Origin of the sequence: Brevundimonas sp. KM4 (genome assembly GCF_000964075.1) — a bacterium.
Classification (GTDB): domain Bacteria; phylum Pseudomonadota; class Alphaproteobacteria; order Caulobacterales; family Caulobacteraceae; genus Brevundimonas; species Brevundimonas huaxiensis.
On record NZ_JZRG01000012.1, the window covers coordinates 139,445 to 154,873 of the forward strand.

14 protein-coding genes are annotated in these 15,429 nt (G+C 66.0%); 12 read left to right on the top strand and 2 right to left on the bottom strand.

Translation table 11 applies throughout. The features are described 5' to 3' along the window. Positions 1–98 precede the first annotated feature (98 nt). The 11 genes from VH88_RS08325 to recO are packed head-to-tail and all read left to right on the top strand — an operon-like array spanning position 99 to position 9,903. The gene (locus VH88_RS08325) at positions 99–2,258 is read left to right on the top strand and encodes a bifunctional (p)ppGpp synthetase/guanosine-3',5'-bis(diphosphate) 3'-pyrophosphohydrolase (RefSeq protein ID WP_082064421.1); all 2,160 of its coding nucleotides are present in this window, start codon (positions 99–101) and stop codon (positions 2,256–2,258) included. Beyond that, positions 2,255–3,013: a TIGR00730 family Rossman fold protein gene (locus tag VH88_RS08330; protein ID WP_045810822.1), complete on the top strand. Its 759-nt coding sequence runs from the start codon at positions 2,255–2,257 to the stop codon at positions 3,011–3,013. Before VH88_RS08325 ends, VH88_RS08330 begins: the two co-directional genes overlap by 4 nt. A 50-nt stretch (positions 3,014–3,063) precedes the next feature. Then, positions 3,064–3,648: an orotate phosphoribosyltransferase gene (gene pyrE / locus VH88_RS08335; protein ID WP_045810823.1), complete on the top strand. Its 585-nt coding sequence runs from the start codon at positions 3,064–3,066 to the stop codon at positions 3,646–3,648. Between the two features lie 4 nt (positions 3,649–3,652). Further along, a complete protein-coding gene (locus tag VH88_RS08340; protein WP_045810824.1) occupies positions 3,653–4,393 on the top strand; it encodes a pyridoxine 5'-phosphate synthase in 741 nt (246 codons plus the stop codon). Further along, positions 4,390–4,791 (top strand): holo-ACP synthase, encoded by a 402-nt coding sequence (acpS, locus tag VH88_RS08345; protein ID WP_039245084.1) that lies wholly within the window; start codon positions 4,390–4,392, stop codon positions 4,789–4,791. The genes VH88_RS08340 and acpS overlap by 4 nt, the downstream gene beginning before the upstream one ends. Before the next feature lie 55 nt (positions 4,792–4,846). Next, on the top strand, positions 4,847–5,740 hold the full coding sequence (gene lepB / locus VH88_RS08350) for a signal peptidase I (protein WP_045810825.1): 894 nt from the start codon (positions 4,847–4,849) through the stop codon (positions 5,738–5,740). After that, on the top strand, positions 5,740–6,450 hold the full coding sequence (gene rnc, locus VH88_RS08355; RefSeq protein WP_045810826.1) for a ribonuclease III: 711 nt from the start codon (positions 5,740–5,742) through the stop codon (positions 6,448–6,450). Before lepB ends, rnc begins: the two co-directional genes overlap by 1 nt. Continuing rightward, positions 6,447–7,394 (top strand): GTPase Era, encoded by a 948-nt coding sequence (era, locus tag VH88_RS08360; RefSeq protein ID WP_045810827.1) that lies wholly within the window; start codon positions 6,447–6,449, stop codon positions 7,392–7,394. Before rnc ends, era begins: the two co-directional genes overlap by 4 nt. 15 nt (positions 7,395–7,409) lie before the next feature. Further along, on the top strand, positions 7,410–8,648 hold the full coding sequence (locus tag VH88_RS08365) for a serine hydrolase (protein WP_231576621.1): 1,239 nt from the start codon (positions 7,410–7,412) through the stop codon (positions 8,646–8,648). Between the two features lie 47 nt (positions 8,649–8,695). Further along, positions 8,696–9,172, top strand: a complete 477-nt coding sequence (locus VH88_RS08370; protein WP_045810829.1) for a nuclear transport factor 2 family protein — start codon at positions 8,696–8,698, stop codon at positions 9,170–9,172. Continuing rightward, positions 9,172–9,903 carry a DNA repair protein RecO gene (recO, locus tag VH88_RS08375; RefSeq protein WP_039245096.1) on the top strand — a complete coding sequence of 244 codons (732 nt, stop codon included), beginning with the start codon at positions 9,172–9,174 and terminating at the stop codon, positions 9,901–9,903. Before VH88_RS08370 ends, recO begins: the two co-directional genes overlap by 1 nt. On the opposite strand, the gene VH88_RS08380 is transcribed toward recO, so the two are convergent. Next, a complete protein-coding gene (locus VH88_RS08380) occupies positions 9,900–11,642 on the bottom strand; it encodes a cytochrome c biogenesis protein DipZ (RefSeq protein WP_045810830.1) in 1,743 nt (580 codons plus the stop codon). The genes recO and VH88_RS08380 overlap by 4 nt on opposite strands. 133 nt (positions 11,643–11,775) lie before the next feature. Between VH88_RS08380 and parC the strand changes: the two genes are divergently transcribed. After that, positions 11,776–13,977 carry a DNA topoisomerase IV subunit A gene (gene parC, locus VH88_RS08385; protein ID WP_045810831.1) on the top strand — a complete coding sequence of 734 codons (2,202 nt, stop codon included), beginning with the start codon at positions 11,776–11,778 and terminating at the stop codon, positions 13,975–13,977. A gap of 18 nt (positions 13,978–13,995) precedes the next feature. On the opposite strand, the gene VH88_RS08390 is transcribed toward parC, so the two are convergent. Next, positions 13,996–15,408 carry an FAD-binding oxidoreductase gene (locus tag VH88_RS08390; protein ID WP_045810832.1) on the bottom strand — a complete coding sequence of 471 codons (1,413 nt, stop codon included), beginning with the start codon at positions 15,406–15,408 and terminating at the stop codon, positions 13,996–13,998. Positions 15,409–15,429 lie beyond the last annotated feature (21 nt).

Genomic DNA, 15,429 nt, shown 5'->3' on the forward strand with positions numbered 1-15,429 from the left:
CGCGGACCGAGACGGTTCCGCCGGCGCCCCAAGCTGCAAACAAAAACGACCCTCAGACGGCGCTCGTCGACCCGGCGCCGCAGCCCAAGCGCGCGCCGATCCTGCGTCAGTTCGAGCTGATCGAGGCCGTTAAGGCCTATGACCCTACCGCCGACGAAGCGCTTCTGAACCGCGCCTACGTCTATGCGATGAAGATGCACGGCTCGCAGTTGCGCGCCTCGGGCGATCCCTATTTTGCCCACCCGATTCAGGTCGCGGGGATCCTGACCGATTACAAGCTCGACACCGCCACCATCGTCACCGCCCTGTTGCACGACGTGGTCGAGGACACGACCGCGACGCGCGACGACATCGCCGGCATGTTCGGCGAAGAGGTCGCGGTCCTGGTCGAGGGCGTGACGAAGCTGTCGCGGCTGGAGCTTCAGGCCGAACACACGCGCCAGGCCGAGAACCTGCGCAAGTTCATCCTGGCCATCAGCCGGGACGTACGGGTGCTGCTGGTCAAGCTGGCTGACCGGCTGCACAATATGCGCACGCTCCAGTTCGTGAAGCCGGAGAAGCGCGAGCGGATCAGCCGCGAGACGCTGGAAGTCTATGCGCCCCTGGGTCGGTCGATCGGTATCCACTCGATCGCGTCCGAGCTGGAAGAACTGGCCTTCACCCATCTGAACCCAACGGCCAAGACCGCTATCGAGCGACGGCTGGAGGCGTTGAAGCTGGAGCACGGTCGCGCCATCGACGGCGTGGCGAGCGAGGTCGAGCGCGTCCTGTCCGAGGCGGGCCTGAAGGCCAATGTCTATGGCCGGCAGAAGACGCCCTATTCGATCTGGCGCAAACTGCAGCGCAAGTCGGTCGGCTTTTCGTCCCTGTCGGACATCTACGGCTTCCGCGTCATCGTCGAGGCGGAGGACGACTGCTATCGTGCCCTGGGTGTGATCCACCGCGAATGGCCGATGGTGCCCGAGCGGTTCAAGGATTTCATCTCGACGCCCAAGTCGAACAATTATCGCTCGCTGCACACGACCGTCGTCGGTCCCCGGGGTCTGCGGATCGAGATGCAGATCCGCACCGAGGACATGGACCGGATCGCCGAGGATGGGGTCGCCGCCCACTGGCGCTACAAGAACCATTCCTATGGCTTCGACCGTGAGGCGATGGAGCAGGGGGGCGGGCGTGATCCGCTTCAGAACCTGCGCCACCTGGTTCAGGTGATCGAGCACGGCGAGGGCGGCGAAGACTGGGTCGAGCACGCCAAGCTCGAAATGTATCTGGACCAGGTCTTCGTTTTCACGCCGAAGGGCCAACTGGTCACCTTGCCGCGCGGGGGAATGCCTCTGGACTTCGCCTATGCCGTCCACACCGAGGTCGGGGACACGGCCGTCGGGGTCAAGGTCAATGGCGAGCTGAAGCCCATGCGCACGCCGCTCCAGAACGGCGACGTGGTTGAGATCATTCGCGGCTCAAAACGCGAAGTGCCTGCCGACTGGCGCAGCCTGACGGTCACGGGCCGCGCGCGTTCCGCCATTCGCCGCCATATCCGCACCTCAGAGCGCGAAGAGTTCATCAAGCTGGGCCGCGTGGCGCTGGACCAGACCCTGGGCCGGGTCGACAAGACCCTGACCGACGTGTCGTTGAAGCCGGTTCTGGAGCTGCTGGCGGTCGCAAGCGACGACGATCTTTTCGAAGGCCTGGGTCGCGGGCGGTTGTCGCCGACGACGGCGGCCGAAATCCTGTTCCCCGCACTGAAGGGGCGGTTGAAGTCTGGGCCCGAGAAGCAGCGCATCGAGGGCGAGAAGGCGCGGCTGTTCGTGCGCGGCGGCGGGCTGACCCCAGGCGTGTCGGTACACTTCGGTCAATGCTGCACGCCCGTTCCGGGCGACCGGATCGTGGGCATTCTGGAGCCCGAATCTGGCCTGACCGTCCACACCATTGATTGCCAGACCCTGGCCGCCTTCGCCGATGACGACTCGGTCTGGCATGACCTGCAGTGGACGCCTCAGGCCGAAACGGAGGCGGTCGCCGCCGCCCGGATTCGCGCGACGATACGCAATGCGCCGGGGGTGCTGGGTCAGGTCACGACCCTGATCGGCGAGGCCGGCGGCAATATCATCAACCTGTCGATGGCCCATCGTCAGCAGGACTTCTTCGACGTTGACGTGGATGTCGAGGTCGAAGACGCCAAGCATGCCACCACGATCATGGCGGCGCTGAGGGCCAATCCGTCGGTCGATTCCGTCGAGCGCGCACGGGGCGAATGAGCGAGCCGATAAAGCCGAACGCGGCGCAGATGGCCTCGCCGTCCTATCGCATGGCGGCGATGGATCAGGACTTCCTGCTGGGCGATTCGATGCGCGGCGTGCGGTTCCTGATGGAATACGCCAAGCCCGAGGAGGCGTTGAGGGCCTGGGGCGTGCGCTCGACCCTCGTCGTCTTCGGCAGCGCGCGCATCCGTGAAGGGCACCGTTGGTATGACGAGGCGCGCGCCTTCGGTCGACTGGCGTCCGAGCGCGGCGGAGCCTTGCGAGGGCGCGTCGGCGAGCCCCGCGATAATGTCATCGCCACCGGCGGCGGCCCGGGCATCATGGAAGCGGCCAACCGCGGGGCCGTGGACGCGGGCGCGCCGTCGGTCGGTTTCAACATCACCCTGCCGCATGAGCAGGAGCCGAACGCCTATTCGACCCCGGAGCTGACATTCCGCTTCCATTATTTCGCGATGCGGAAGATGCATCTGGCGATGCGCGCGAATGCGCTGGTGGTGTTTCCCGGCGGCTTCGGCACCTTCGACGAGATGTTCGAGATGCTGACGTTGCGCCAGACCAAGAAGGCGCCGCCGGTTCCGGTCGTTCTGGTGGACAAGGCCTACTGGAGCTCGGTGATCGGTTTCGACGCCTTGGTCGAACATGGAATGATCGCGGCCTCCGACCTGGACCTGATCGGTTTCGCCGAGGACGCGGAGGGCGTCTGGGCCGAACTGCTCGCGCGCGGGCTGCGGCCGAACGAAAACATCGAATGAAGCGTCGCCGCAGGGTTCATCCGCGCGCGATCCGGGTCTAGAACCCTGTCATGAACACTGAAGACGTCCTCAACGAGTTTCGCGACGCCGGCGCCCTGCGCGAAGGCCATTTCGTCCTGTCATCGGGTCTGCACAGCCCGGTCTTCCTGCAGAAAAACCTGGTCTTCATGGACGGCGCGCGCTGCGAGCGGTTGTGCAAGGCGCTGGCGGACAAGATCACGGCCACGGTTGGCCCGGTCGATGTCGCCATCTCGCCTGCCGTGGGCGGCATCATCCCTGGTTACGAGACGGCCAAACACCTGAAGGTCTGTTCGATGTATGTCGAGCGCGAGGGCGGGGAATTCAAACTGCGTCGCGGCTTCTCGGTCGAGCCGGGCGAAAAGGTCGTCATGGTCGAGGACATCGTCACGACTGGCCTGTCATCGCGCGAATGCATCGCCGCTATCCAGGCGGCCGGGGGCGAGGTGATCGCCGCCGCCTGTATCGTCGATCGCTCGGGCGGCAAGGCGGATGTGGGCGTGCCGCTGATCGCCCTCGCGTCGCTGGACGTGCCCGCTTACCCGGCCGACGCCCTTCCGCCGGAATTGGCCGCGCTTCCGGTGGAAGATCCCGGCAGCCGCAGATTGTCGAAGTAGAGCCATGCGCGAACGGGTCAGGCTGGGCGTCAACATCGACCACGTCGCCACGGTGCGAAATGCGCGGGGAGGGACGCATCCCGATCCGGCGCGCGCGGCCGAGGCGGCGCTGGCGGCCGGGGCCGACGGAATCACGGCGCACCTGCGCGAAGACCGCCGCCACATCACCGACGCCGACATCGATGTGTTGAGCGCCCTGTGCGCTCGCGCCGGCAAGCCGCTGAACCTGGAAATGGCGGTGACGGACGAGATGCTGGCCATCGCTCTGCGCCACCGGCCGCATGCCGCCTGTCTGGTGCCCGAGCGGCGCGAGGAGGTGACGACCGAAGGCGGTCTGGCGGTCACCGGTCACGAAGGACGGATCGCGCCCGTGGTCAAGGCGCTGGCGGACGCCGGCATCCGGGTCTCGCTCTTCATCGAACCGACCGAAGCGCAGGTCGAGGCCGCCGCCGCCGTCGGCGCCCAAGTGGTCGAATTCCACACCGGTCGGTACTGCCATCGGGCCGATCCGGCGGAGCGGGAGGTCGAGTTCGAACGACTGGCCGCCGCCGCCGCCCAGGCCGACATCCTGGGGCTTGAGGTCCATGCAGGTCACGGGCTGGATTACGACACGGCCCCGCGCATGCTGGCGGTTCCGGAAATCCGTGAGTTGAACATCGGTCATTTCCTGATCGGCGACTCGATCTTCATCGGCCTGGACGGGGCGATCCGCCGGATGCGAGCGGCGATGGATGCGGCCAGATGATCATCGGCGTCGGCGCAGATTTGTCTGACATCCGGCGCATTCAGGCGTCGCTGGATCGGTTTGGGGATCGCTTCAAGACCCGCTGCTTCACCGAACTGGAACGCACCCGCTCGGATCGGAAGCCGGACCCGGCCTGGAGCTACGCCAAACGATTCGCCGCCAAGGAGGCCTGCGCCAAGGCCTTGGGAACAGGCATGCGGGCCGATGTCTATTGGCGCGACATGGGGGTGGTGAACCTGCGTTCGGGCCAGCCGACGATGGCGCTCACCGGCCATGCGGCCGAGCATCTGGCGCGTCTGACGCCGCCCGGACACGAGGCCAAAATCCACCTGACGCTGAGCGACGAACATCCGTATGCGCTCGCCTTCGTGGTGATCGAAGCCTTGCCGCAGTCGTAATCAGGTTATAGGCGTGCGCGATGACCGCGCGGACGCGGCGAGGATGCCTGATCGCATGAGCGAAGACCAAAAGCCCGACGACGCCAATCGCGACGCCACCCCCGAAGAACGATTTGCGGCCTCGGAGGCGGACGCTCCGGTCAGGTCGGTGCAGGAGCCGACGACGGCGAACCAGAAGGTCTATGCCAAGACGCCCAAGCGCGGCGACAAGGCGGCTTCGGCGGCCAGCGAGACCGGCGAAATCTTCAAGACCATCGTCTTTGCCCTGCTGATCGCGATGGTGCTGCGCATCTTCTTGTTCCAGCCCTTCACCATTCCTTCGGCCTCGATGGAGCCGAACCTCTACGAAGGCGACTATATCGTCGTCTCCAAGTGGTCTTATGGCTTCTCCAAGCACTCGATCCCGTTCAGCCCGCCGCTGTTCGACGGGCGGATCATGGGCTCGGCGCCCAAGCGCGGCGACATCGTCGTGTTCAAACTGCCGCGCGACAACAAGACCGACTTCATCAAGCGGGTGATCGGCCTGCCCGGCGACCGCATCCAGATGATCGCCAACAAACTGTATATCAACGACAAGCCTGTGCAGGACGTCGTGGTCAGCGAGCAGGAGATCAACGACATCTTCGGGCCGCGTCCTGTGACCGAGGTCCGCGAGACCCTGCCGGAAGGCAAGAGCTTCATGACCCAGGACTTCGGTCCCGGAAACGATCTGGACGACACCCCGGTCTATGAAGTCCCGGCCGGTCACTACTTCATGATGGGCGACAACCGCGACAACTCGATCGACAGCCGTGTCGAACAGTCCAGCGGCGTGGGCATGGTCCCGGCCGAGAATCTGGTCGGCAAGGCGCAGATCATCCTGTTCTCGTGGAAGCCCGGTTCGTCGCTGTGGAACCCCGTCAGCTGGTTCAACGTGCGGCTCGACCGGTTCTTCAACGTCCTGCACTGATGGCCAATCTGAGAGCCGAAGCGGTCGCGGCGCTGGAAACGCGCCTGGGACACAGGTTCAAGGACAAGGCCCTGCTGGAGCGCGCCCTGACCCACGCCAGCGTGGGCGAGGGGGCGCCCGCCGGCATCCACGGTCCACGCGACAACGAGCGGCTAGAGTTCCTGGGCGACCGGGTGCTGGGTCTGCTGGTCGCCGAGCGGCTGTCGGCCCAGTTTCCGACGGCGGACGAGGGCCAGCTGTCGTCCAGCCTGCACGCCTTGGTCGACAAGGGGGCCTGCGCCCGGGTGGGCGAAGCCCTGGGCGTGGGGCCTGCGCTGCGGCTCTCGCCCGGCGAGACCAAGACCGGCGGGCGGCGCAAGGCCGGCGTCATCGCCGATGCGGTCGAGGCCATATTGGCGGCCGTCTATCTGGACGGGGGACTGGATGCCGCCAAGGCCGTGTTTGAACGGGCCTGGTCCGACGAACTGGCGGCACCGCCGTCCCGCACCGTGACCAATCCGAAATCAGCGCTTCAGGAGTGGGCGCAAGGGTTGGGGCGGCCGCTGCCGACCTATCGCGTCGCCGATCGGACGGGTTCGGATCATGCGCCGACATTCACCGTCGAAGTGTCCGTGCAGGACGTGCAGCCCTTGACCGCGCAAGGGCGTTCGCGTCAGGAGGCGGAGAAGGCGGCCGCAACGGCTCTCCTCAAACGTGAAGGCGTCATTTGACCGATATCGAAAACCAGCGCGCAGGATTCGCCGCCATCATCGGCGCGCCCAACGCCGGCAAGTCCACGCTGGTGAACCGGCTGACCGGGTCCAAGGTCTCGATCGTCACGCAAAAGGTGCAGACGACGCGCTTTCCGGTGCGCGGCATCGCCATGGAAGGCGACGCCCAAATCGTGCTGGTGGACACGCCCGGCATCTTCACGCCGCGTCGTCGTCTGGACCGCGCCATGGTCGCCTCAGCCTGGGGCGGCGCGGAAGATGCGGACATCGTCGTTCACCTGATCGACGCCCAGTCGCACATCAACGCCGAAAGCCGGGATGGCACGGCGGCCGATCGTCGCTCGGCCGACGACACCGAGACCATAATCGCCAACCTGCAGGCCACCGGGACCAAGGTCGTTCTGGCTTTGAACAAGATCGACGGCATGCGCCGCGATACCTTGCTGGCGCTGTCGCAGAAGCTGTTCGAAAGCGGCGTCTACTCCGAGGTCTATATGATCTCAGCGGCCAACGGCGACGGCGTCGAGGACCTGAAGCAGCGTCTGGCTCTGTCCATGCCCAAGGGGCCGTGGCTGTATCCCGAGGATCAGGCCGCCGACGTGCCGGTCCGGGTTCTGGCGGCGGAGATCACGCGCGAGAAGGTCTATCTGCGCGTCCATGAGGAGCTGCCCTATTCGGCGGCGGTGGAGACCACCAGTTTCGAGGACCGCGCCGACGGCTCGGCCCGGATCGAACAGAACATCTATGTCGAGCGCGAGAGCCAGCGGCCCATCGTCCTCGGCAAGGGCGGCCAGACCCTGAAATGGATCGGCCAGAAGGCGCGCGAGGAGTTGAATGAAATCCTCGGCCGTCAGGTGCACCTGTTCCTGACCGTCAAGGTCGATCCGAAGTGGCAGGACAGCCGCGCCCTCTATGCCCAGTTCGGTCTGGATTTCGACGTCTGAGTTCCTGTGTTTGATGTGCCGCGTACCGCCGGGGGGCATCCTCGGCTCGTTCTGGGCGTCCTCGGGGCGCTGATCCTCGGTGGCGCGGTCTGGGGCGGCATCGCCACGGCCGTGGCCCCCAAGACCGATGTGGAACTGGCGACCGAGCGCGCCGATGCGCCGCCGCGGCCGCCCGTGGTCGTGGTTCAGGATCTGCCGCAACTGGCCGCGCGCCTGGATCGCGAAGCCGCTTCAGGCCGCTTCATGGGCGCGGTTCTGGTGGCCAAGGGCGACAAGGTCCTATTCCGCCAAGTCTATGGCAAGGCGAACTACGAACAGAACCAGCCGCTGGCGCTGGGCTCGCGTTTCCGGCTGGCCTCGATCTCGAAACAGTTCACGGCGACGGCGATTCTGAAGCTTCAGGACGAGGGCAAGCTCAACGTCTCCGATCCGGTCTGCAAATGGATCCAGCCCTGTCCGCAAGCCTGGGCGCCGATCCGTATCAGCCACCTGCTGTCGCATACGTCGGGCATTCCCGATCTGATGGCGCGGCCCGGTTGGGGCATGCGCCGCACGACGCCGGCGACGCTGGACGAACTGACTGAGGATTCAAAGCGGTTTGGTCTTCAGTTCGAGCCGGGCGCCAAGGTTCAGTACGACAACGCCGGTTTCAATCTGGCCGCCGCCATCGTCGAAAAGGCCAGCGGCAAGCCCTTCCAGACCTATATGCGCGAGACCTTCTTCAAGCCTCTCGGCATGAAGGATAGCGGGCTTGATCTCGATGGCGGCGATCACGGCGTCATCATGGGCTACGCCAACTTCCCCGGCGGCCTTGCGGCACAGCCGAACGCCAACACCTCCATCGTGGCGGGCGCCGGCGCGGTCTATTCGACGCTGGACGATCTGCTGGTCTGGCAAAGGGCGCTACATCGCGGCGGCCTGCTGACCCCCGCCAGCTATCAGCAGATGCTGGCCGACCATGCGCCGGCCGACACCAAGCCGAACGAGCGCAGCCATCCGCGTCGGGACTGGGGTTTCGGCATTTTCGCCAACCGCCTGGGCGATCAGGTGCGACCCAGCTTCCAGGACCGCCAGATTTATCACACCGGCAGTTGGGGCGGATTCCGCAACCTGATGCTCTATCAGCCGGACGCCGACGTGACCGTGATCGTGCTGTCCAACAACTATCACCTGCGTGACCAGGTCTTCCTGATCAGTCAGCAGGCGATGGCCGAAGCCTTGGGTCACGAGTTTCCGACGACACTGGCGCGCTGAGGCGCCCGACTGTTTCCCGGCGAGGAGAACAGGAGTAGAACAGGACCATGATCGCTCTTCTTGCCGCACTTGTCCTTTCCGCTTCGTCGACGCAGGCTGCGGGCGATCCCGTTGTCGAGGCTGGCGCTGTTCTCGATCGAATGCACGCGGCGGCCTCGCGCGCGGACGGCGACGCCTATTTCGATCTGTTCACGCCTGACGCCCGGTTTATCGGCACGGATTCGACCGAGCGCTGGTCGCTGACTGAGTTTCGCGCCTACGCCACGCCCTATTTCTCGCAAGGGAAAGGCTGGACCTATCGCCCGCATGACCGAGTGGCGACGCTGGCGCCGGGCGATTGCCGCTGCATCGTCTGGTTCGATGAGTTGCTGGACAACGACGCCTACGGCCTGACGCGAGGCTCAGGGGTGCTGCGGCTGACCGACGACGGATGGAAAATCGAGCAATATGTGCTCAGTTTCACCGTGCCGAACGACAAGGCCAAGGGCGTGGTCGGGGTGATCGCCGAAGGTCCGGCGGACTGATGGACTTCCACGAAGAGGCGTTCGTCCTGTCGGCGCGCAGCCACGGCGACACAGGCGCCGTGGTCGATCTGCTGACCGAGAATCACGGCCGACGTTCGGCCTATGTGGCTGGCGGCGCGTCACGCAAGATGAAGCCATTCCTGCAGGCGGGCGCGCGGGTCGTGGCCGATTACCGCGCCCGCACCTCGGATCACCTCGGCGCGGTACGACTGGAGCCGGTAGGCGAGGGGCCCAGCGCCCTGTTCGACGACGCCCTGGCGCTGACCGGGCTGGCGGCGGCGGCGGGCGTGACCCAAGGCGCGTTGCCGGAGCGTGAGCCGCATCCCGGCGTCTTTCTGGCGTTCGAGGCGCTGATGGCGGCGTTCGAAATGCCTGCGGTCTGGCCTGCGATCTTCGTGCGGTTCGAAGCCGGCCTGCTTGAGGATCTGGGCTTCGGCTTGGACCTGTCGAAATGCGCCGCGACCGGCACGGCCGACGACTTGATCTACGTCAGTCCTCGCACCGGCCGGGCGGTCAGCCGCGACGCCGGCGCCCCCTATGCTGACAAGATGCTGACCCTGCCGCCCTTCATGCTGGGCGCCCAATCCGGTCTGATCGAGGGCGACGTCCGGGCCGGGTTCGACCTGACGGGGCATTTCCTGGAGCAGTTCGTCTTCCACCCGCAGAACAAGCCCCTGCCGCCCGCGCGCGTGTGGATGCTGGACAAGCTGGGCGACGCCGGCCGCCTCTAGCCGAAGGTGAAGGCGAAGACCTGAACGCCGGGATCCAGGAACTCGATCTCGAACGTCCGTTCGCGCACCGCGCCCGTCTGCCGGACCAGTTGGTACAGTCGCTCGCCGTCGACCCGGCCGAAGCCCTGGGCGTCGATGTCGCTGCCGGCGTTCGCGCCCGGCGCCGCGCCATCGATCCGGACACGGAAGCGGACGGGTGCGCCCGGCTTGCTGGGCCCCATGACCAGATGGAGATCGCGCGCCTTGAAACGGAAGGCGATACGGCCGCCGGCCGCCTGCAGGTCGGCATGCTCACGCGTCATACGCCAGCGGCCCGACAGGCTCCAATCGTTCAGCTTCAGCGGCGCGGCGACATAGTCCTTGATCACATCGTTGGCCAGGCCGCCGGGCGAGCGGAAGTTCTCGGCGCGGCCATAGCCGACGTAGGTCTCCGGCGATTCGACCCGGGCCATGTCGGCGGCGGCCTCTGCGCCCTCAGCCTGAACTGTGACGACATTGCTGGCGACGTTCGCTGCGCCCGCCTCCTTCAAAAGTTGCTGGATGACGCGTTCGGAGCCCGCATAGTCCCCTTCGCCGAAGTGGTGGTGACGGATCTGTCCTTTTGCGTCGATGAAGTAGTGCGCGGGCCAGTACTGGTTCTTGAACGCCCGCCAGATGGCGAACTCATTGTCCATGGCGACCGGATAGGTGATGCCGAGGCGCTGGATGTTCTGGCGGACGTTGGCCTCGGCTTTCTCGAAGGCGAATTCGGGTGTGTGCACGCCGATCACCACCAGACCTTGATCCTTATACTTCTCAGCCCAGGCGCGGACGTACGGGATGGAGCGGATGCAGTTGATGCAGGAGTAGGTCCAGAAATCGACGACAACCACCTTGCCCTTCAACTGCTCGGTCGTGAGCGGCGGGGTGTTGATCCAGGTCGTCGCCCCGGTCAGCGGCGGCATCACCCCCTCGACCGGCAGATTGGCCAGATCGGCCGGCGCCCGATTCGTCGGCATGCCGCGCCCGATCCCGCCCAGCAACGCCTGTTCGATCCGGCCCGTGCTGGCGGCCGAAATCCGGGTCAACACTCCCGTGTCCGCACCCAGGCCAATCACGACCACGCCGATCAGCACCAGAACGCCCAGACCGCGCCGCACCCATTCGCCGACGCCCAACGCGCCCTTCATGGCCTTGAACACGCGACCGCCCACCAGAAGGGCCAGGCCGAGCGATGTCGCCGCGCCTGCCGCATAGGCCAGTAGCAGAACCGTCGTTCCGACGCCTGCGCCCTGAAGCGCGGCGCCCGTCAGGATCACGCCCAGAATGGGTCCGGCGCACGGCGCCCAGAGCAGCCCCGTCGCGACGCCGAGCAGCATCGACGAGCGCACGTCACCCTGATCTCCCCCCAGATTGCTGGCTTGGCGCTCGGCGCGATCCGTCAGCCAGGACCCGGCCGCCACGAACGGCCGCATCAGCCGATCGCCGACGGCCGGAAACAGCAGGCTGACGCCCAGCACCGCCATGACGGCCAGGGCGATCCAGCGCCCCACCTCATTGGCCCGCACCGCCCAGCCCCCGCCCAGCGCCGCCAGCGTCGCCACGCCCGCAAAGGTCACGGCCATCCCGACCAACAACGGCAGACCATTGCGGATGAACGGCCGATCCGCTCGCGCGAAGACGAAGGGCAGAACCGGCAGGATGCAGGGACTGACGATGGTCAGAACGCCGGCGAGATAGGACAGCAGGAACAGGATCATGGCGCGGCCTGACGAGGGTGTGTCTCTCACATACGCACGGCGGAGCGGTTTGGTGACTCCCCAGCGCGCTTATCCCCCAATCTGGCGCCTTACGGGCTAGACTTCCCGCTTCCGATCCCCGATTCGCAGAGCCATGACGATCCACGCCCCGCCGCCGGAAGGCGGCCGCATCATCGACGAGCCGATGGAGACGGCGCTCAGCCGCCGCTATCTGGCCTACGCCCTGTCGACCATTACGAACCGCGCGCTGCCGGACGTCCGTGACGGGTTCAAGCCCGTGCACCGGCGCATCCTCTACGCCATGCATCAGATGCGGCTGAACCCGCAGGCGGCGGCGCGCAAATGCGCCAAGGTCGTCGGCGAGGTTATGGGCGGATATCACCCCCACGGTGACGCCTCGATCTACGAGGCTCTGGTGCGCCTGGCTCAGGATTTCGCCCAGCGTTACCCGTTGGTCGACGGTCAGGGGAACTTCGGCAATATCGACGGCGATAGCGCCGCGGCCATGCGCTACACCGAGTGCAAGCTGACGCCGGCCGCCGTGTTGCTGCTCGATGGCATCGATCAGGACGCCGTCGATTTCCGGCCCACCTATGACGATCAGGACGAAGAGCCGATCGTCCTGCCCGCGGGCTTCCCGAATCTTCTGGCCAATGGCTCGTCGGGTATCGCGGTCGGCATGGCCACCTCGATCCCGCCGCACAATGTCGGCGAACTGATCGACGCCTGCCAACTCCTGCTGGAGCGTCCCGACGCGACGACCGAGGACTTGGTCCAGCATGTGCCCGGCCCCGACTTCCCGACCGGGGGCGTAGCGGTTGAGGGTCATGCCTCGATCCTGGACGCCTATGAGACGGGGCGGGGAGGCGTGCGCCTTCGCGCGCGCTGGGAGACCGAAGATCTGGGTCGCGGCGTGTGGCGGATCATTGTCACCGAAATGCCCTATCAGGTGCAGAAGTCGCGCCTGATCGAGGCGCTGGCGGACCTGATCGAGCACAAGAAGGCGCCTCTGCTGGGCGATGTGCGCGACGAGTCGGCCGAAGACATCCGCCTGATCCTGGAGCCCAAGAACCGCACCATCGAGCCTGAAATGCTGATGGAAAGCCTGTTCAAGCTGTCCGATCTGGAGGTCCGCTTCCCGATCAACATGAACGTGCTGGACGCCAGCGGCACGCCGCGCGTCATGGGTCTGAAAGACTGCCTGCGCGCCTTCCTGGATCACCGGCGTGAGGTGCTGAACCGTCGTTCGCAATGGCGGATTGAGCGGGTCGAAAAGCGCCTGCACCTGCTGGAAGGCCTGCGCATCGTCTTCCTCAACCTGGACGAGGTGATCCGTATTGTCCGCGAGGAGGAGCAGCCGAAGGCTGTCCTGATCGCGCGGTTCGGCCTGACGGAGGTTCAGGCCGACTTCATCCTCGACACCCGGCTGCGTCAGTTGGCGCGTCTGGAAGAGATGACGATCGAAAAGGAATTCAATGCGCTGTCGGAGGAACTTGCTAATCTGAAGGCGCTGACGTCGTCTGAAGGCAAGCAATGGAAGGCGATCTCCAAGGAGCTGGAGGCCGTGCGCAAGGCGCTGATCTCGCCGCGCCGGACCACGATCGCCGAGGCGGTGGACACGTCCGCCTTCGTCGCGCCCGAGGCCTTCATTCCGCGCGAGGCGATCACCGTCATCCTGTCGGAACGCGGTTGGATCCGCGCCGCCAAGGGCAAGATCGAGGATCCGTCAGAGCTGAAGTTCAAGGAAGGCGACCAACTCGCCTACCTCGTGCCCGCCTATACGACCGACAAGCTGCTGGTGGCGGCGTCGGACGGGCGCATCTTCACTATCGGCGCGGACAAGTTGGCCTCCGGCCGCGGCCATGGCGAGCCGCTGCGCCTGATGATCGATCTGGACGAGAAGGCCGAGATCATCAACGTCCTGGCCCACCAGCCAGGCGGCAAGCTGCTGATCGCATCAAAGGCCGGATACGGCTTCATCGCGCCGGAAGATGACACCTTGGCTCAGAAGCGCGGCGGCAAGCAGGTGCTGAACGGCGAAATGCTGGCGGTGCTGCGGGTAACCGGCGATCACGTCGCGACGATCGGCGAGAACATCAAGACCCTGATCTTCCCGCTCGCCGAACTGCCCGAGATGGGGCGCGGCAAGGGCGTGAAGCTGCAAAGCTTCAAACAGGGCGGCCTCGCCGATATCTCGGTCTTCAACGCTGAGAACGGGCCGGAATGGGCCGACGGCGGCGGCCGTCGTCGAAACTGGCCGGACTGGAAAGACTGGCTTGGCAAACGCGCCGGCGCGGGTCGCCAAGGACCGCGAGGCCTGCGGAAGTTCAGATAGATGGATCGCCCGTCGGTTCTAGAACAGGACCGACGGGTTCATGATCCGCCTGGGATCGATGGCGCGGCGGATGGCGGCCATGGTTTCGATCTCGAGAGGGGACTTGTAGCGCTTGACCTCTTCGGTCTTCAGCCGGCCCAACCCGTGTTCGGCGGAGATGGAGCCGTCATAGGTTCCGACAACGTCGTGAACCACTTGCGAGCCTTCCTTCCAGCGCCCGATGAAGGTGGGGATGTCCTGACCGACGCCGGGCAAGATGTCGTAGTGCAGATTGCCGTCGCCGACGTGGCCGAAGACCGAGATGCGGGTGCCGGGGTGGAAGCGTTCGACGGCGGCTGAGGCCTCGTCGATGAATTCCGCGATGCGGCTGATCGGGACGGAGACGTCGTGTTTCCAGCCGCCGCCCTCGGGCTTGAGCGCCGCCGAGTGTTCTTCTCGCAGACGCCAGAAGGCGGCGCGCTGAGCGTCGTTCTGGGCGATGGCGGCGTCAGTGATCAGGCCATGCTCGAAGGCGACCTCCAGCAGGGCCTCCATCTGGGCCTCGGCGCCGCCGGGCGTGCCGGAGGCGATCTCGATCAGAACGTACCAGTCGGGCGTCGTGTCGAGCGGTTCGCGGGTGTCGGGGATGTTCTTGAGCACCAATTCCATGCCGAGGCGCTTCATCAGTTCGAAGGCTTCGACCCCACCGCCCGTCTCGGCCTTGGCGCGCGCGAGCAGTTCGACCGAGGCGGCGGCGGTTTCCAGTCCGACCACCGCGACGGCGCGCGAACGCATGATGGGGAACAGCTTCAGGCTGGCGGCGGTCACGACGCCCAGTGTGCCCTCGGCGCCGATCATCAGCTGTTTCAGGTCGTAGCCGGTGTTGTCCTTACGCAGTCGCTTCAGCCCCCGGTAGATTTCGCCATTGGGCATGACCGCCTCGAGGCCCAGCACCAGGTCGCGCATCATTCCGTAACGCAGCACTTGGGTGCCGCCGGCGTTGGTGGAGATGACTCCGCCGATGGTGGCCGAGCCTTCAGCCGCCAGGCTGAGCGGAAAGTAGCGGCCCGACGCCGTCGCCGTCTGTTGCGCCTCGAGCAAAGTCAGGCCCGCCTCGACCGTCATGGCGTCGTCCAAGGCAGTGACGTCGCGAACGGTCCGCATCTTCTTCAGCGACAGCAGGACTTCGCCAAAGGGCACTTGCCCGCCGACCAGGCCCGTGCCGCCGCCTTGGGGCGTAATCGCGACGCCCTCGCGCGCGCATATCGTCACGGCACGCGCGACCTCTTCCGTCGAACGTGGGGTCAGCAGGATCGGCGTGTCGCCGGTCCAGCGATTGCGCCATTCGGTCAGATGCGGCGCGATGACATCCGGGTCCTGGGTCCAGCCGCCCGGACCGAGCGCGGCCTTCAGTTCGTCAAGCACGGCGGTGGAGGGAGCGGGCGTCTGCATGCCCCCTTTTGTCAGGCGTCG